We start from the raw sequence: 16,200 nt of genomic DNA, 5'->3' as shown, positions 1-16,200 counted from the left end.
CTCTGGTGCACAGGCGAATTTTGCCATTTCTCACCAAATAGATTATCGTTGGTTTCAGGGCTTCCAAAACGTTTTGGTAGACTATTTCTACCCAAGATGGATTGCCCTCGTCAACCAATTGTTGAAGGTTGGCAAAGAGTTTTTGAACAAAGCATGCCAAAAAGACCGGAAATCCAGAGCCAGAACGAAATAATCAATGCCCATAAACGACGGACCAAATAGCAGCAAAGACCAAAATCAGGTGACGATTAAGGACCTGGCGCGTGAGCTAGAACTGTCGATCACCACAATTTCACGTGCATTGAACGGCTATTCTGACGTCGGAGCCAAGACCCGCGACCGGGTGCAAAAGGCAGCACGCGAAATGGGATACACGCCGAACCGAAATGCGCAGCGTTTAGTTACGCAAAGGTCCCACTCTATCGGCTGGATCAAAGGTGATGGTCCGCAACATTTCGTTGATCCGCACTTTGTTGAGGTGTTTGCGGGTGTCTTACGCGAAGTGAAGCATTATGATTATGATGTGGTGTTTGCTTCGGGTGCGCAAGACGAGCTTGTGGCATTGTTTGATCGTTATGTGCGCGACCAAAGCGTTGATGGTTTCATCCTAGAATTGCCGCGCCCGAATGATGATCGCATCACCTATTTGCTTGAAGCGCAGCAGCCGTTTGTGGTTCATGGCCGCGAAGAACGGTCGGACAAATATGCATGGGTCGACGTTGATAATTTTGGCATGTTCGAAACCCTGACGAAGATCATGCTAGACGCTGGGCATAAAAAAATAGCGTTCATCAATGGTGATGAACACTACTCATTTGCTGTGGAGCGACGACGGGGTGCTGAACGTGGCCTTGAGGTGATGGGCGCGAGCCATGATGATTTGGTGGTTTATAATGCCGTGCACCCAATGGTGCATGCAGGCTATCAACTCACCAAGAAAGCGCTTGAAGACCCCGACGTCACATCAATCCTTTATTCATCCGCGGTAATGGCGGTTGAAGGGCAAGCGGCAATTGCAAGTTCTGGCCGCGAGATCGGGCGAGACATCGAAATCGCAACCATGGACGATGAACTGCGCCATGTGGACCTTAACTCACTTGAAGGGCAAATTAGCTTTGTGCGCTCACCGCTAAATGAAAGTGGGCACGCGCTTGTGCGCCAGTTGATGAAGCAAGTGCAAAAGAAAGGCCCGCCCGAAGGCGAGCTTATTCCGGCGCGGTTTAGCTTAAGACCAAACTTGCCGCGAGGGCAAATTCCGGCTCAGTTTGAAGTTGAAGACGCCTGATTTTGAAGTGCCTCATATCTCTTCCGCGCTTTGGAAAACCAAACCGCGAGAATTGAATTGACGATCACAAAGGCGATCAACACATATTGCACAGCAGTGTCGCCCCAAAGAAAATCGACGAGAAAGATCACACACACCCAAGCAATTGCGTGAATGATGAGATAAAGACCGCCACGGGTGGCAAATTGGATTTCAAATTCACTCATGATTGCACTCCGTTTCGTTTGGAGAAAGCGCCTTGCCATCGCAAAACCACCAAGCCACATGCACCCAAGCCAAGTATGGCAAATGTCAGCTTTGCATAGTCTGTGTCGAGCAACACCCAAGCGAACAAGCCCAGTATTCCCGCAACTACAAAGCACCAACCAGCAAACCGTTCTGCCGCTTTGGTTTTTGCAGGGTCGCAATTGTGCGCATCGAGCGGTCGCACAATCTTGGGCAAATAGTTCCCGGTGACGATCAACAAAACGGACATGATAATACCAACGACTCGCTTTTCAATACCGGGCGAAACAATGCCATTTGCCCCCGCCGCCGCAGCGCTCAACGAAGCAACAATGATCAATGCACCGGCAAACATCGAAGCGTTTATGGTGGATGCAGTTGCGTTTTCAGGCGACGTTCGGGCCCGCACAATTGTCAAACCAATTAGGGCAGCAAACATGCCAGCCATCACTAGACCCCAAACCAATGCACGCTCAGGTGTCAGGTACCAATTGTAACCCAGCAAGATAATGGCAATGAAGATTGTCGTTGCCGCGGGCAATTTAGAAATAAGGCGGTCATTCATTGGATTGTTCTCCTGTCTTAACCGGAATGGGGGCAACGTCATCAACTGTTTTCAACTCCCAACCAAAAGTTTGGGCAAAGCCAAGTAAGGCTTCTTCCAACACTGATATTTTGAGTTGATAGATCACTTGCTTGCCTTGCTTTTCGGACGCAACCAAATTGGCTTCACGCAACACCGCAAAGTGGGCTGACATTGTTGGCTTTGACACGTCGAATTGTGCCGATAATTCGCCTGCTGTCATTGGGCCCTTCTTCAAATGCTCAAGTACAGCGCGTCGCGTTGGGTCCGATAATGCTTTAAACACGTTGCTCATGAGTCGATATTTAGCTAATTATCGAATTGTTGTCAATTATGCATGCGACAACGGGCAACTCGACATACTTGTGCATGCCGTGCCAAACTGTTGCTAAGGGCATCGGCAAAGCAAATATTTCCGCTGTTCGCCGCGCATTGATTGATGCGCTAATTGCTAAAAATGCATAGTGCGCGATGTCGCATAACCGATAAAAACAATAATATTTTCCATAGGTTACGCCCAACACCTCGCACAAACCCTGTTTAAGCTGAACGATACTGAACTTGTCGTTCAGAAACCGTTCAGGCGAAGTTTGCTTTTCTTTTGTGCAGAGGGGCAGCCCGAGACAGGGTGCTACAAATTGATTGGGAGCGAGGAATATGAATTCTCTTAAAACAACTATCAGCACTGCAATTGCATTTGCAGGCATTATCGTAACAAGCGGCGTTGCATGGGCAACCACAGCGCAATCCACCACAGCATTGAACGTTCGTTCTGGTCCAGGCACATCTTATGGTGTTGTCGACACTTTGACCCCAGGCGAGACCGTTGAAGTCAATGAATGCGTTTCAAATGGCTGGTGTTATATTGAGCATACTGGTCCAGATGGCTGGGTCAGCTCAAACTACCTAACACCTGTAAGCGGTGGCGGCTCGTCTGATCCAGACTGTGCTTTTTCAATTACCATCACCCCATCGGGTCCAAGTCTGACACTAAAATGTGGTGATGCAGAAGTTTCCACACCAACACCGACTCCAACGCCTCCACCCCCTGCCCCACCGGCTGGCAATGTGGCGTGTTTCTATACTGGTGCAAACTATACCGGCTCAGAATTTTGCCATGGCCCGGCGACCTTGAACACACTTGATGCAACGTTCAACGACAATATCGCATCGGTGAAACTGCATGGCAGCGCTAAAGCAAAACTGTGCCGCAATGCGAACATGACTGGCATCTGTAAGACCTACACCAGTTCAAAGCCTGTATTGCCGAACTCAATTCGCAACAAAGCATCATCATTGCGTGTCTTCACCGGCATAATCGTGGTGCCACCTGTGTTGCCTGTTGCACCAGTGACCCACTCAACAGGTCCGATCAACTTGCAGCAAACTTATACTGCAAACTTGGACAATGGCGCGATTGGCGGCGGCGGTGCAGACATCTGGTATCGTGCAGTGACTGCGGTACAAAAGTACATCAAACCGATTAACGGTGCGAAACTAGCTGTAGGCAACAAATCAAACCGTGGATTTGCAGGATGTAAAACAGAGACTTACTCATCAGCACAAGTTTCGATCTGGACCCTGCCTGTTGGATCATATGTCTGCGTAAAGACAAACCAAGGTCGTATCTCTCAGTTCCGCCTGAACGGTTACACCGGAACGACCATGAAACTAGGTTACACAACGTGGGCAAACTAATGTGAGCGCTTCCTACGTTGCAAACAAGAAGGCCCGGGAAACTCCCGGGCCTTTTTCGTTTTGGGCTCAAAGCTGATGCTATTTCACTGACCCTGCCAGTAGGCCGCGTACGAAGTAGCGCTGCAGCGAGAAGAACACAGCCAGCGGTACGATGATCGATATAAACGCACCGGATGTTAGAATTTCCCAGTTGTCGCCGCGTGAGCCAATTAGTTCACGCAAACGGCCCGTTAGCACCAACTCATTATCACCGACGCCTAAGAATACGGTTGCGACCAACAAGTCATTCCAAGTCCATAGGAATTGGAAAATAGCAAAACTGGCGAGCGCTGGGAAAGATAGCGGCAGCACCATTGTGGTGAAAATCTTAAAGTGTGAGGCGCCATCCATGCGCGCAGACTCCATGATTTCCTTGGGCAAGCCAGCCATATAGTTGCGCAACAGATAGATCGCTAGCGGCAATCCAAATCCGGTGTGCGCAAGCCAAATGCCCAAATATGACTTTGCTTCAACGCCCAACATAGGCGCAACATTGTTGTAAAGCTGCAAAATTGGAATGAGCGACATTTGCAACGGCACAACCAGCAATCCAACAACAATCGCAACAAGATAGCCGCGCCCGGGGAATTGCATCCAAGCCAGCGCATAAGCGGCAAAGGCGGCAATAAGTATTGGGATAATGGTTGCAGGAATGGTCACCGTAAAGGAGTTGATGAACGAACGATCAATCCCTTCTGAGGTCAATACCTCCACATAGTTTTCCAACGTGAAGCGCGGCGGAATTTGCGCCACATACAGCACCCGCTGACCTCGGCTAAAATCAAATTCCTGGTCTGAAACCCAGCGATAGTCGCCATTGGCAAATACGGACAATTCACCGCCCGCTTTTGGCACCACACTGGTGCCGACTGGGTTTTCGCCGAAGGTTTTATTTGTCAAACCAAAGGCCGAAATCGTGCGCCCTTTTTCGTCCTCAGAAAGCAAATTGCCTTCGATTACGAACTGACCATCGACGAATTTCTGCGCCTCAGCGCCTGAAGTACGACCGCCTCCGGTGCGCTCGGTGGTTGTGAGGGCAGACCACCAACCGGAGACGGTAAGCTGGTCTTTGTCCCGGACAGAGGAAACTAGCAACCCAACAGTGGGCAGTGTCCAAACGATGACCAGCAAAAGTAAAACAATGTGCGTGGCGAGCTTTGACCAATCTATGTTTAGAGAAAATGAGGGGTTTTTAGCGGGTATATCCGCGACAGCGACGTTGGCCATTATCGTGTTCCCTCTTCTTTGTTCACTTCACGGATATTCCAAATCATAATTGGCAGCACCGCGATCATAATCACCAAGGCAATGGTGGAGGAGCGACCGAAGTCTACGCCCCGTGTGAGCCAGTCAAACATCAAATTGGCGAGCACTTGGGTGTCCCATTGGCCGTTGGTCATTGCCAGCACAATGTCGAAGACCTTGAGCACAACAATTGTGATTGTTGTCCATACAACGATGATGGTGCCGAAGATTTGCGGGATCATGATGGAGAAAAAGATCTGCAAATCGTTCGCGCCATCAATGCGGGCAGCTTCCAATGTTTCTTCAGGAATACCACGCAGCGCTGCTGAGAGGATGACCATTGCAAACCCGGTTTGAATCCAGATCAGGATGACCATCAGAAATACATTGTTCCAGAAAGGGATTTGCAGCCAAACCTGCGGCTCCATGCCCAGACCGTTGACGATGGCGTTTAGGATACCGATCTGCTCGCTTTCACCAGAGCGATAGTCGTAAACGAATTTCCAAATGACTGACGCGCCAACAAATGAGATCGCCATAGGCATAAAGATCAACGATTTGGCGATATTACCCCACCACAAGCGATCGGCCATGACGGCAACGATCAGCCCAAATACAGTGGCGCCGATTGGCACGATAATCAGCCAAAGGAGATTGTTGTACACGGACTGCAAGAAATTGCCGTCTTGTATCGCCCAGATGAAGTTGGCAAGGCCCACAAAGTTCTCTCCGCTCGCGCCATTTAGGCTTAGCCACATTGTCGCGAAAACGGGATAAATCAAATAAAGTGAGAGAAAGAAAAGCGCTGGAAACAGAAAAATCCAAGGTCGAATTTTTGTGCGCAGTCCGTCATTTGCAGAGGTCTGCTCATCGCTGCCAAGCAAACGGTCAAGAACCCAGTTGGCGCCCCAAAAATATAAAACGCATACACCTACACCTATGACGACGGTCAAAAGTGCGTTGAGCACTTGGTCTAACATCTTATTTCCCCCCAAGGAATGCGGGTGCATTTTGACCCGACATCGACACCGATTTTTGGTGTTAGCGCGATGGGAGCCACTCTTGGCACCCACCGCGCATTTTACTTAGCTATTCAATCAAGCTTACTTGATCGAATCCCAGCTGTCTTGGATGTCTTTGGCGACATCAGCTGCTGGTTTACCACCTGCATAGTCCACCATGCCGGTCCAGAATGAGCCAGCGCCCACTGCACCTGGCATCAAGTCAGAACCGTCGAAGCGGAAGGTTGTTGCGTTGAGCAGAATACGGCCCTGACCACGAAGTGTGTCATTTGCGTATTTGTCCAAATCAACACCTTTGTGCGGTGTAAGGAAACCAGCACGTGCCATCCAAATCTCGTGCGCTTCAGCCGACTTTAGATAGTCGATCAACGCGTGAGCGCCTTTAGATTCGTTGGTGATGGCAAACAATGTACCGGCACCAAGAACAGGCGAACCAAGATTTAGGTTTTTATAGGCTGGGAAGTAGAAGAAGTCCGCGTCTGTGCCCAATTCAGTACCCTCAGGGAAGAAGGATGGAATAAAGGAAGCCTGACGGTGCATGTAGCACTTAGGCGGCACAGAAAATAGACCTTTCGGGCTATCGCGGAAATCAGTTGCGGAGACCGCAGCTGTTCCACCATCAACCCACTCGTCGTTCCGAGCGAACTTACCGAACTGCTCGATTGCAGCAACAACGCGTGGATCGTTGAATGGAATTTCGTTTTTCACCCATTGGTCATAGACTTCAGGTGGCTGCGTGCGCAGCATCATGTCTTCGACCCAGTCAGTTGCTGGCCAGCCAGTAGCGCCGCCAGAACCCAGACCGATACACCAAGGTGTGCCACCATCAGCAACGATTTGATCGCTAAGCGCGAGCAAGTCTTCCATTGTTTCTGGTACGGTGTAGCCGGCGTCTTCAAAGTTGTCTGGTGAGTACCAAACGAGTGATTTCACATCAACTTTGTAGAAGAAGCCATAATGTTGTGGGTTACCGTCTTTGTCGGCGTATGTGCCCAAATCGACCCAAGATTGGCCAGCGGCATAGTTTTCTTTAACCCAGTCAGCGGTGCCTTCGCTAAGTGGCACAAGGTGCCCTTTAGACGCAAGGTCAGCAGCCAAACCAGGCTGTGGGAAAATCGAAACGTTTGGCGCTGAACCAGCTTGAGCATCGATAACGATTTGCTGCTCAAAGCTGTCAGAACCGGCATATTCTACATTCGCGCCGGTTGCTTCTTCAAATGGTGCGAGCACCGCTTCGATGTGCTCTTTGTCGACACCAAGCCATGGGCCAAATACGGTGATGGTTTCGCCTTTGAGGTCCATGTGGCCATCAGCAAACGCTACCGCGCCACTTGCCATCAATAGAACCGCTGCCGAAACACCAGTGATTAGATTTTTATGCATGCATTCCTCCCGTCGCATGTCGAGCATAACTCTTTAGAACAATTGCGCGACCATTCCGTTTGCGTTTGCACTTGAGGTGAGAAAGCAAACACTAGTTCACTTAACTCCCCTTCAGATCGCATCTTCCAAAACGTTTTGGAAACTCGACCCAAATGCCACGCAAAAGGTGGTTCCCCTTTAGGCTTGCATATCTTTTTCGCTTTGCCAAGAAAAATTTGCGCAACATGCGCTTTTACATTTTCAACAAATATTTCAGCCACTTATGCATAGGCAAAAGCGCCATATTGGGCAATTTATTTGCTTTATATGCGTATTACCCAACAAGCCTTGGGGTTTGATCTTCTACAAAATCAGTGTTTGCCCGTTTATAAAAATGCTGACGCCAATTTTTGGCTAGTTCGGGATACTCGCAAAGCTCTTTGGCGATCAATCGCGGCAGGTTTTTGTCGAAACGTGCGCTAATCAGCCTGTTCAGCGGCCATTGCTCAATCGGCCGCTCTATCAGTTTCAGCTGATCCCCAAGCTGGACTTCACCCTGCTGCAAAACACGATAGTACCAGCCTGTTTTGCCGCTATTTTGCAGTTCCACAGCCATATGTTTCACCCGCGAATGCATGTTCAATTTCCAGCAGGGTTGTCGACCTTGTGAGATTTGGACACGCGCCGTGCCAAGCTCAAAAATATCGCCAAGGCAAACATCACTTTCAACAATACCGGCTGTTGAAATATTCTCGCCAAAACCGCCGGGCCTAAACGCAAATGAGGTGTCGAATTTTTTGGCTTGCCAAGCTGAGTAATGGTCAGCGGGATAATGGTGGACCGCCTTATCTGCGCCGCCATGAACGCGCAAATCGGCTTGTGCATCGGTTACAAAACCAGTTTCGATGAGCTGCTGTCGGCCATTTGCGGCGAACTTTGCAATGGCGCTTGGCGGTTTCCCGGGCCAACGTTCTTTTGCTTTACCAACGAACAGGCCCAAAACTGGTGTTGTGAACTTCATAAAATCTCTCAAAAAACTTAAGCCGCAGTCTCATGTTCATGACAGATCTGATCAATTTCGTGATCTGCCAGTTCAACATCAAGCAATCGACAGTATGGCCGTTTTGCTTTCATTCCATGATGCTTGCAGTTCTTACAAATACCAAAACTTTTGCCGCCCCGAGCGCGCAATGTCATATGCAACACATTACTTAACAATTTTGCAAGATGCGCTCTTTCATTTTCGTCTAATTGCTCAATTGCACTATCAGTTTGGGTTGGTGAACCCAATAGAGCGTGTCCTTGAGGCGTTACATCATATCGGGCACGACGCTTATCTGATGAAGATCGGATTTGAGTGATAAGCCCCTTACCGTCCAACGTTTTTAAAGATTGCGAAACCGTTCCGCGCGTTGCCCCCAGATAGTCTGCGACATGCGATGGCGCTCGCGAAAATTGGTTTGCAGCGACCAAATAGCGCAATGCCGCCAACTGCGCAGGATTCAACCCATCATCCCAAGACTGAGACTGGTTTAGGCGACTGATTCGATCCAACAGATCGCTGATTCGTTGTTTTGATTCTGACATGCGAAAGTAATAGCGAGTCAAAACCACTATTGCAATAGTTTCGATTCGCTATTATATGTCGCTCCCATCAACCAACGGAGATTGAAATGAATAAATTAGCTATCGCTTCCGCTTTGACAGCAACACTCACCCTTCCCAGTTTTGCTGACGGCGTTCACGCGCACAAAATGGACAACGCCATCAAGTCAGGGGCAAATGAGGCCGTGCATGCATCATTTGACATTTTGGCCGCACACGCCCACCGCAAGGGCAATGTGGTGACTTTTCACATGACGACAGCGGGCAAATCGGGCGCGGAGAAGCCGTCCGCGCATGGTGAATTGGCCGGCGCCCCGGTTTATGCCTATGTCTGGCCAACATCGCTTGACCCTTCCACAGTTGGCTTTGAAGCGAAAACGGGCATTCTTGCATTGGCTGCCACCAGCCACCCTGACTTTGATGACACACCGCTTTACGATGAAAACGGCGATGGCGACTTGGCCAATGACGGAGATCTTTGGCATTCACACTGGGTGGTTATGACTGGAAACGATGCATGTGGTGATGGCGCATTGGCGGTTCGCGACATTGCCGATGGCACAACGCCCAAATTGCCCCTCACCTGGCCAGGACTACCCATATTTATCGACAGCCCCGGATACTCCCCAGTGTTTGATGGCGACGAGATTGTGGTCAACGCGCCCTTCTCACAAGACACAGATCTTGCTGGCACCAACTATGATGGAGTGACTTCAGCATTACGGGTCAATGCGAGCATTCACGCGCCTCTATTGTGTGTCACGAATGTATTTGATGTCGCATCAGGCAACCTGAGCCTGCCCGGCGAGCTGAAATAGACACAAGAGCTGTTGGCTCGAATCTTTTGCCCATTTATGGTGCAGGTTCACAAAACCTAATTCGAGCCAACAATTCATGCAATGGTCGCCCCAACAAGATGAAGCCCTAAAGGCTGTTGATGCTTGGCTCAAAGACAAAAATGGGCCGCAAGTATTCCGCCTATTTGGATGGGCAGGCACTGGCAAATCCACTCTCGCGGTGCATTTAGCGAAGAATGTGGGCAGCGTTGTATTTGCAGCATTTACCGGCAAAGCAGCCTTGGTGATGCGGCGCCGTGGGTGCGAAGGCGCTTCCACCATTCACAGTCTCATCTACAAATATGTGAATGACAAACAGGGCAACCCGCAGTTCAAATTGAACGACGATAGCGATGTGTGCGACGCGGAGCTGATCGTGATCGACGAAGTGTCGATGGTCGGCCAGCAATTGGCGGAAGACTTGCTGTCTTTTGGCACCAAAGTGCTTGTTTTGGGCGACCCGTTTCAACTGCCACCGATTAATGACACAGGCTATTTCACCCAAGCCGAGCCTGACTTCATGCTCACTGAAATTCACCGACAAGCAGCAGACAATCCAATTGTGCGGCTATCTTTGGAAATCCGCGAAAATGGCCGATTGGATTATGGCACCTATGATCAGTCCAAGGTGGTGCGGAAACGCGATGTGGAGCGCGAAGAGGTCCTCGCCGCCGATCAAATCCTGTGCGGCACCAACGCCACCCGCATCTCCTACAATGATCGCGTGCGTGCCCTCAAAGACTTACCAGCGCAAGAGCCTGTGGTTGGCGACCGCTTGATCTGCTTGAGAAACAACCATCAAAAACAGTTGCTTAATGGGCAACTCTGGATTGCCGAAGATGTGGTCTATAAGGGCCTTGGCGTGCTCGATATGGTCCTTAATCCAGACGATGCTGGCGACCGCACGAACCGCGCCAACGTCACCACGCACGAAAAATTCTTCCACGGTAAAGAAGAAGAACTAGGTTGGGGTGAGCGCAAGAAATATGACGAGTTCTATTTCGGCTATGCCCTCACCGTGCACAAGGCGCAAGGCAGCCAGTGGGATGATGTTTATTTGTTTGACGAAAGTTGGGCATTCCGCGAAGACCGCGCGCGGCACCTCTATACGGCGGTAACGCGTGCCGCAGAACGGATCACGGTGGTGCGGTAGAGCCGCTGGTCCTCGTTAGAAATAGTCACGAAACGTGTACTAAATGAAGGCTAAATCATTGGGCTTAGCTAAAAAATTGGGTAGCTTTCACCATCATCTAGTTTTACTACAACCGCATAAAACGAGTTTTCTTAAAACGTGAACCTGCTAAATTTGTTACTATTGTTTTTAATCGTTGCGCCTCTATTCGCCCATATTCGACGTTGGAAACCACAAGCTCTGTTTACGATAGCTGCACTGATTTACGGCGTTTTTGGTATTGCTTCCAATATTGAAACTCAAATTATGCTAAGCGATCCACGCGGTCAGGCTACACACGATGCCGATACACACTATATGGTGACAACTGCGGGCCCTTCTCTGGTGTTTGCCCTAATCATGACCACGTGTGCGCTTGTGACGTGGTTTCAAGTCCAATTTGGCGCGATGCGACTCCCGCGAATTACCACTCTCTTGTTTTGGCTGTTACACATTTCTCTGATCTGCACGAGTTGGCCGCACCTTGTTTTGGTTCTTGGATTTCCAAAACCAACAAGATACATCGAGTACGCGGAAATATTTAAAGCAAGCAATCTAATCAGCTCGTTGGGAATGCTAGTTGCATTGGCCTCTTTGCTTTCACTTTTTTTGTTGTTGGTCTGGTCAGTGGCCAGCTCTTGGAAAGAAGGACGAATAAGCTGAGTAGATCCCGCCCCTCAACTAGACCGATGGTGAAGGCTGCAGGATCACGGTCGTGCGCTAATCCTTCAGCAATTTCTGGAATGCGCGGTAGGAGCTTTTTGGTGTACGTTTTTGCGTTTCATAATCCACGTGCACCATGCCAAAGCGTTTGTCATAACCTTCTGCCCACTCGTAATTATCGAGCAGCGACCAAGCAAAATAGCCCCGCAAATCAACACCTTCTTGCTTAGCTTGTAGCGCCGCTTTGTAATGCTGATCATAGTATTTCACGCGCAACTGATCATCGTACAGTTCAGCGTCAGCGAGGCCGTTTTCTGTAACATAGAGCGGCAAGTCGGTGTAGTCTTTGGCAACGCGCTTTAAAAGCTCCGTCAGCCCTTGGGGGTAAATCTCCCAGCCCAAATCTGTCTTTTCCAACGGGCCCGGCACACTAGAAATCTGGAAATTTGGCACAGATGCGTCGTGCTTCATGTGTGAACGCGTGTAATAATTGATGCCGAGCCAATCAAGCTTGGTGCCAATTGTTGGCATATCATCCTGATAGTTATCAGGCATGTATGGCTCAAGGACATCCATGACATTTTGCGGATAGTTTTGCTTGAACACACCGCCCAGGAACCACTTATTGTAGATGCTGTCCCAAAGATCGGCCGCCGCTTTATCCTCATCACTTTCAGTTGCGCCTTTGGCAAATTCGAGGTTTAGAACGATCCCCAAATCCTTTGCACCCAGACTGCGCAATCTTTCAATCGTTGTGCCATGCGCCAAAAGCACGTGGTGCATGGCGCGCGCAGTTGCTCGCAAATCACGATAGCCTGGTGCATGGACACCCAAATAGTGGGACAGAAACGAAACGCACCACGGCTCGTTGATGGTGGCAATTTTGGCCAATCGATCGCCAAACTTTTGATAGACCAGCTCAGCATAGTCAGCGAGCCAATTGGCGATATCGCGGTTTAGCCAACCGCCCTTGTCCTGCAATGTGGATGGCAGATCCCAGTGATACAGGGTGGCAAATGGTTTGAGGTTTCGCTCAAGCATGCCATCGATCAAGCGGTCATAAAAATCTAGCCCCGCTTGATTAATCGCACCCGTGCCTTGAGGCAAAATACGCGGCCAAGCAAAGGAAAAGCGATAGGCGTCAAACCCTGCTTCTTTGAGCAGATCAAGATCTTCGGGCCACCGATTGTAGTGATCGCACGCGATTTCGCCCGTTTCTTGACCCGCTACGTTGCGACCAGTGGCAGCAAAGCTATCCCAGATGGACATGCCCTGCCCTTCAGTCTGCCCGCCCTCGATTTGATAGGCAGCCGTTGCGGCGCCAAAGGTGAAGTCACCAAAGTCTTGCTTGTTGAATGTAAACATTGGGCCCCACAGTTTCAGAATAAGCGACCGTCGCTCTTTAAGTTGGATTCGATATGTAATCGATTACATATCTCGACGCAACCAAAAAATCGCAGGAACTGTGCGCCAAAGGTTTTGCTTAAAGGGCTTTTGAGCTTAGTTCACCAACTCGGCGACTGCGATGTAAGCCTTTGCTTCATCGCTTTCAGGCGCGGTGGCCACAATGGGCGTACCCGCATCAGAACGCTCGCGAATATCCATGTGCAAAGGAATTCCGCCAAGGAATGGCACGCCGAGTGATTTTGCTGTGTCTGCCGCACCGCCTGTGCCAAAAATGTCGGAACGCGTGCCGCAAGATGGGCAAAGGAAATAGCTCATATTTTCCACAATGCCTAAAATGCTGACCTGCGTCCGAGCGAACATGTCGATGGCTTTTTTGGCATCAATCAGCGCCAAATCTTGCGGCGTTGAAACCACAATCGCACCGGTTAACGGCACGGTTTGCACAAGCGAAATATGCACATCGCCAGTACCCGGCGGTAGATCAACAACCAACGTATCGATTTCGCCCCAGTCCGTTTCGCGCAGCAATTGTCGCAATGCCGACGTCGCCATAGGCCCGCGCCAAACGACCGCTTGGTCGCCTTCTAGCATTGAGCCGATTGACATCACTTTGATGCCATAAGCTTCATGCGGGGTGAAAATGCCATCGTCGCGCATGGCAGGCTTACCCTCAATACCGAGCAATTTGGGCATGGAAGGGCCATAGATGTCAGCATCCAAAATCGCTACTTTTTGGCCCCTTGCCTTCAGCGCTAGCGCAAAATTTACTGCGGTGGTGGATTTGCCAACGCCGCCCTTGCCTGAAGCAACGGCGATGATCGACTTTATGCCCTTCACCGGCTCTTTTGGTGGTGGCCCAGGTTGGCGCGGCGCGGCAGTGGCTTGCGCTTTTTGCGCCTGCTGCTTGTCCGAAGTGATGGAAATCATCACTTTGCGCTCGCCGGCAATCTTGCTGACCGCTTTTTGAGCCTGATCGCGCACCGGGGCAAAAGATGCCTCTAGTCCCGGTGCAATGGTGATGGCGAACGCAATGGCGCCTTTGGTGATGATGATATCGCTAAGGCCCGCATATGTGGCCAATGGCGCACCGCCGGGCAGTTGAACTTGCCCTAGCGCCGCACGCACTTCATCTTCCAAAGCTTTGTCGCTCATGGTTTTTTCCGTTCGCTTCTATTTGTTTTCAGCTGGTCGTTAGAGAATTTTCTGACCTGTTGATGCCCAGTCCTTCACAAAGGCATCAAGGCCCTTATCTGTCAAAGGATGCTGCGCCAATTTGCGGATCACGCTTGGCGGTATAGTTGCCACATCAGCACCGGCAAGTGCGCTATCTGAAACATGATTTACTGAGCGGATTGATGCCGCCAAAATTTCAGTTTCGTAACCGTAATTGTCGTAGATGGTGCGGATATCTTCGATCAGCTGAATGCCGTCGAGGTTGATATCGTCCAAGCGGCCAATAAATGGTGAAATGTAAGTTGCGCCAGCTTTAGCGGCCAACAGCGCCTGGTTGGCAGAAAAACACAATGTTACGTTGGTTTTGATGCCCTTGCCGGTGAAGTATTTACAGGCTTTCAATCCGTCCATAGTCAATGGCAATTTGATCACAACGTTATCGGCAATTTTGGCAAGATGCTCGCCTTCAGCAACCATACCGTCATAGTCTGTTGCGGCTACTTCTGCAGAAACCGGACCATCAACGATGTCGCAAATCTCTTTGACCACTTCCAAAAAGTCGCGGCCAGATTTTGCGATCAAACTTGGGTTGGTTGTAACACCATCCAAAAGACCGGTTTCATTGAGTTCTTTAATGTCTGCAACTTCAGCAGTGTCGACGAAAAATTTCATGGCTCACCTAGTTTGGTTCTCGCGTCAAAATGTTGGGCCGTTGTCTCACAATTTGCCCCCCTGTCGCAAGGTGCAATGCACTTTTTACCTTCACGACAGGCGGCGACCATAATTGAGTTTCAATTATTTATCAAATGGTCAAATTTTGTTTGGTTGCGATCTCTTCATCTGTCAGATAGCACTGACCCATGCCCGCCAATTTGCATAATATCAAACTTGAACCAGATTGCGCAAATTGCGCCGCCTATTGCTGTGTGGCGCTGGCTTTCGATAAGTCTACAATGTTCGCTTATGACAAGCAGGCAGCAGAACCTTGCAAGCATTTGGACGCTAAGCACGAATGCACAATCCATGATGATCTAAAAACCAAAGGCTTTAGGGGCTGCGTGCGCTATAATTGCTTTGGTGCTGGGCAGCGCGTGTTCAACGAACTGTTTGATCGTCGCTCGTGGCGAGATCACCCAGAACAAGCTCAAGACATATTTGATGCCTACCGCGTGATGCACAATGTGCATGAGTTTTTGGCCATGCTGCAAGCGGCGAAAAAACTGACGCTGGATGAAGCGCAACTTCGCCAAGTTTCGGTCTTTGAAGCAGAGTTGACCCCCGCCGCTCCATGGTCAGTTGCGACACTAACTGCTTTCCAGACAAGTGGCACTTTTGAAGAAATACGCAATTTTTTCAAAAGCTTAGGAGACAAGGTCTAATGGGGTACATCGATGAATTAATTTCAGACTGCAACCGGGCAGCCGCGGCAGAACCAAAAGATCAAATGGATTTCGAATGGCAAGTCGGAGACGAAGTTAAGACAGCACTTGAAGACATCCAAATATTCAAGCAGCGCACAAAGCCGACGAACGACTCGACTGGGGGTTATGTCTACGTAATCCGCGAGCTTGGCGGCAACCCAATTACAACATTTGAGGCAGCAAAAGAATACAAGTCGGAACGACTAAGAAACTGCCCGAGAATGAACTCCCCCTCTCCTGTGATGTATGTGGGCTCCTCAGCGACAGACATAAGAAAGCGCGCAAGAGAGCATTTAGGATACGGATCTATAAGTACTTATTCTCTTCATTTGGCCCATTGGTTTCGCGGCACTATTTGTGTTGAAATCAAGTATTATGATGTAAAATCTAGGGTACTTCAGATTATCGAAGATGAACAAGCCCATGATCTGAAACCTGCATTTGGGAAGATGGGCGGTAAGTGAT

Annotated in this window: 17 protein-coding genes; 6 read left to right on the top strand and 11 right to left on the bottom strand. The window is 49.7% G+C overall.

Going from position 1 to position 16,200, the window contains the following annotated elements; translation table 11 throughout:
• Nucleotides 1-196 precede the first annotated feature (196 nt).
• Complete coding sequence (locus QQL65_RS09640) at nt 197-1,285, top strand: LacI family DNA-binding transcriptional regulator (protein ID WP_284364010.1); 1,089 nt, start codon at nt 197-199, stop codon at nt 1,283-1,285.
• Here the strand turns inward: QQL65_RS09640 and QQL65_RS09635 are convergent.
• Genes QQL65_RS09635 through QQL65_RS09625 form a run of 3 tightly spaced genes read right to left on the bottom strand, consistent with a single transcriptional unit; the run spans nt 1,261 to nt 2,388 of the window.
• On the bottom strand, nt 1,261-1,491 hold the full coding sequence (locus QQL65_RS09635; RefSeq protein ID WP_284364008.1) for a hypothetical protein: 231 nt from the start codon (nt 1,489-1,491) through the stop codon (nt 1,261-1,263). The two genes, QQL65_RS09640 and QQL65_RS09635, sit on opposite strands and share 25 nt — an antisense overlap.
• Nucleotides 1,488-2,075, bottom strand: a complete 588-nt coding sequence (locus tag QQL65_RS09630; protein ID WP_284364006.1) for an SdpI family protein — start codon at nt 2,073-2,075, stop codon at nt 1,488-1,490. Before QQL65_RS09630 ends, QQL65_RS09635 begins: the two co-directional genes overlap by 4 nt.
• Nucleotides 2,068-2,388, bottom strand: a complete 321-nt coding sequence (locus tag QQL65_RS09625; RefSeq protein WP_284364004.1) for an autorepressor SdpR family transcription factor — start codon at nt 2,386-2,388, stop codon at nt 2,068-2,070. Before QQL65_RS09625 ends, QQL65_RS09630 begins: the two co-directional genes overlap by 8 nt.
• 362 nt (nt 2,389-2,750) lie before the next feature.
• Here QQL65_RS09625 and QQL65_RS09620 point away from each other — a divergent pair, with 362 nt between their 5' ends.
• Nucleotides 2,751-3,791, top strand: a complete 1,041-nt coding sequence (locus tag QQL65_RS09620; protein ID WP_284364002.1) for an SH3 domain-containing protein — start codon at nt 2,751-2,753, stop codon at nt 3,789-3,791.
• 78 nt (nt 3,792-3,869) lie between these two features.
• Here QQL65_RS09620 and QQL65_RS09615 read toward each other — a convergent pair whose 3' ends face one another.
• From QQL65_RS09615 to QQL65_RS09595, 5 genes are all read right to left on the bottom strand, one after another.
• Nucleotides 3,870-5,057 carry a carbohydrate ABC transporter permease gene (locus tag QQL65_RS09615; protein WP_284364001.1) on the bottom strand — a complete coding sequence of 396 codons (1,188 nt, stop codon included), beginning with the start codon at nt 5,055-5,057 and terminating at the stop codon, nt 3,870-3,872.
• Nucleotides 5,057-6,055 carry a carbohydrate ABC transporter permease gene (locus QQL65_RS09610; protein ID WP_284364000.1) on the bottom strand — a complete coding sequence of 333 codons (999 nt, stop codon included), beginning with the start codon at nt 6,053-6,055 and terminating at the stop codon, nt 5,057-5,059. Before QQL65_RS09610 ends, QQL65_RS09615 begins: the two co-directional genes overlap by 1 nt.
• Nucleotides 6,056-6,178: 123 nt before the next feature.
• Nucleotides 6,179-7,480, bottom strand: coding sequence for an ABC transporter substrate-binding protein (locus QQL65_RS09605; protein ID WP_284363999.1), 1,302 nt, complete (start codon nt 7,478-7,480; stop codon nt 6,179-6,181).
• 313 nt (nt 7,481-7,793) lie between these two features.
• Entirely contained in the window at nt 7,794-8,480 is a 687-nt protein-coding gene (locus QQL65_RS09600; RefSeq protein ID WP_284363998.1) for an MOSC domain-containing protein, read from the bottom strand.
• A gap of 17 nt (nt 8,481-8,497) precedes the next feature.
• A complete protein-coding gene (locus tag QQL65_RS09595) occupies nt 8,498-9,013 on the bottom strand; it encodes a MarR family winged helix-turn-helix transcriptional regulator (RefSeq protein ID WP_284363997.1) in 516 nt (171 codons plus the stop codon).
• 119 nt (nt 9,014-9,132) lie between these two features.
• Between QQL65_RS09595 and QQL65_RS09590 the strand changes: the two genes are divergently transcribed.
• Nucleotides 9,133-9,882 carry a hypothetical protein gene (locus QQL65_RS09590; RefSeq protein WP_284363996.1) on the top strand — a complete coding sequence of 250 codons (750 nt, stop codon included), beginning with the start codon at nt 9,133-9,135 and terminating at the stop codon, nt 9,880-9,882.
• Nucleotides 9,883-9,958: 76 nt separating this feature from the next.
• Nucleotides 9,959-11,053: an ATP-dependent DNA helicase gene (locus QQL65_RS09585; RefSeq protein ID WP_284363995.1), complete on the top strand. Its 1,095-nt coding sequence runs from the start codon at nt 9,959-9,961 to the stop codon at nt 11,051-11,053.
• A gap of 738 nt (nt 11,054-11,791) precedes the next feature.
• On the opposite strand, the gene QQL65_RS09580 is transcribed toward QQL65_RS09585, so the two are convergent.
• The 3 genes from QQL65_RS09580 to fsa all read right to left on the bottom strand — a co-directional run bounded on the left by QQL65_RS09580 (nt 11,792) and on the right by fsa (nt 14,986).
• Entirely contained in the window at nt 11,792-13,099 is a 1,308-nt protein-coding gene (locus tag QQL65_RS09580; protein WP_284363993.1) for a GH1 family beta-glucosidase, read from the bottom strand.
• A gap of 135 nt (nt 13,100-13,234) precedes the next feature.
• Entirely contained in the window at nt 13,235-14,293 is a 1,059-nt protein-coding gene (locus QQL65_RS09575; RefSeq protein WP_284363991.1) for an Mrp/NBP35 family ATP-binding protein, read from the bottom strand.
• A gap of 39 nt (nt 14,294-14,332) precedes the next feature.
• Nucleotides 14,333-14,986 (bottom strand): fructose-6-phosphate aldolase, encoded by a 654-nt coding sequence (gene fsa / locus QQL65_RS09570; protein ID WP_284363990.1) that lies wholly within the window; start codon nt 14,984-14,986, stop codon nt 14,333-14,335.
• Between the two features lie 188 nt (nt 14,987-15,174).
• Between fsa and QQL65_RS09565 the strand changes: the two genes are divergently transcribed.
• Together QQL65_RS09565 and QQL65_RS09560 are read left to right on the top strand one after the other, a co-directional pair.
• Nucleotides 15,175-15,693 carry a hypothetical protein gene (locus QQL65_RS09565; RefSeq protein WP_284363988.1) on the top strand — a complete coding sequence of 173 codons (519 nt, stop codon included), beginning with the start codon at nt 15,175-15,177 and terminating at the stop codon, nt 15,691-15,693.
• A complete protein-coding gene (locus tag QQL65_RS09560; protein WP_284363987.1) occupies nt 15,693-16,199 on the top strand; it encodes a hypothetical protein in 507 nt (168 codons plus the stop codon). Before QQL65_RS09565 ends, QQL65_RS09560 begins: the two co-directional genes overlap by 1 nt.
• Nucleotide 16,200 lies beyond the last annotated feature (1 nt).

The sequence above is a fragment of the Maritalea porphyrae genome (assembly GCF_030159895.1).
GTDB classification, from domain to species: domain Bacteria; phylum Pseudomonadota; class Alphaproteobacteria; order Rhizobiales; family Devosiaceae; genus Maritalea; species Maritalea porphyrae.
This window is presented reverse-complemented; position numbering and strand designations above follow the sequence as displayed.

What these genes read in the sequence shown, in the direction of transcription:
- QQL65_RS09600 (WP_284363998.1), bottom strand. Translation starts at nt 8,480, where the DNA reads ATGAAGTTCACAACACCAGTTTTGGGCCTGTTCGTTGGTAAAGCAAAA.
- QQL65_RS09635 (WP_284364008.1), bottom strand. Translation starts at nt 1,491, where the DNA reads ATGAGTGAATTTGAAATCCAATTTGCCACCCGTGGCGGTCTTTATCTC.
- QQL65_RS09610 (WP_284364000.1), bottom strand. Translation starts at nt 6,055, where the DNA reads ATGTTAGACCAAGTGCTCAACGCACTTTTGACCGTCGTCATAGGTGTA.
- fsa (WP_284363990.1), bottom strand. Translation starts at nt 14,986, where the DNA reads ATGAAATTTTTCGTCGACACTGCTGAAGTTGCAGACATTAAAGAACTC.
- QQL65_RS09565 (WP_284363988.1), top strand. Translation starts at nt 15,175, where the DNA reads ATGCCCGCCAATTTGCATAATATCAAACTTGAACCAGATTGCGCAAAT.
- QQL65_RS09620 (WP_284364002.1), top strand. Translation starts at nt 2,751, where the DNA reads ATGAATTCTCTTAAAACAACTATCAGCACTGCAATTGCATTTGCAGGC.
- QQL65_RS09615 (WP_284364001.1), bottom strand. Translation starts at nt 5,057, where the DNA reads ATGGCCAACGTCGCTGTCGCGGATATACCCGCTAAAAACCCCTCATTT.
- QQL65_RS09575 (WP_284363991.1), bottom strand. Translation starts at nt 14,293, where the DNA reads ATGAGCGACAAAGCTTTGGAAGATGAAGTGCGTGCGGCGCTAGGGCAA.
- QQL65_RS09630 (WP_284364006.1), bottom strand. Translation starts at nt 2,075, where the DNA reads ATGAATGACCGCCTTATTTCTAAATTGCCCGCGGCAACGACAATCTTC.
- QQL65_RS09605 (WP_284363999.1), bottom strand. Translation starts at nt 7,480, where the DNA reads ATGCATAAAAATCTAATCACTGGTGTTTCGGCAGCGGTTCTATTGATG.
- QQL65_RS09640 (WP_284364010.1), top strand. Translation starts at nt 197, where the DNA reads ATGCCCATAAACGACGGACCAAATAGCAGCAAAGACCAAAATCAGGTG.
- QQL65_RS09560 (WP_284363987.1), top strand. Translation starts at nt 15,693, where the DNA reads ATGGGGTACATCGATGAATTAATTTCAGACTGCAACCGGGCAGCCGCG.
- QQL65_RS09580 (WP_284363993.1), bottom strand. Translation starts at nt 13,099, where the DNA reads ATGTTTACATTCAACAAGCAAGACTTTGGTGACTTCACCTTTGGCGCC.
- QQL65_RS09585 (WP_284363995.1), top strand. Translation starts at nt 9,959, where the DNA reads ATGCAATGGTCGCCCCAACAAGATGAAGCCCTAAAGGCTGTTGATGCT.
- QQL65_RS09625 (WP_284364004.1), bottom strand. Translation starts at nt 2,388, where the DNA reads ATGAGCAACGTGTTTAAAGCATTATCGGACCCAACGCGACGCGCTGTA.
- QQL65_RS09590 (WP_284363996.1), top strand. Translation starts at nt 9,133, where the DNA reads ATGAATAAATTAGCTATCGCTTCCGCTTTGACAGCAACACTCACCCTT.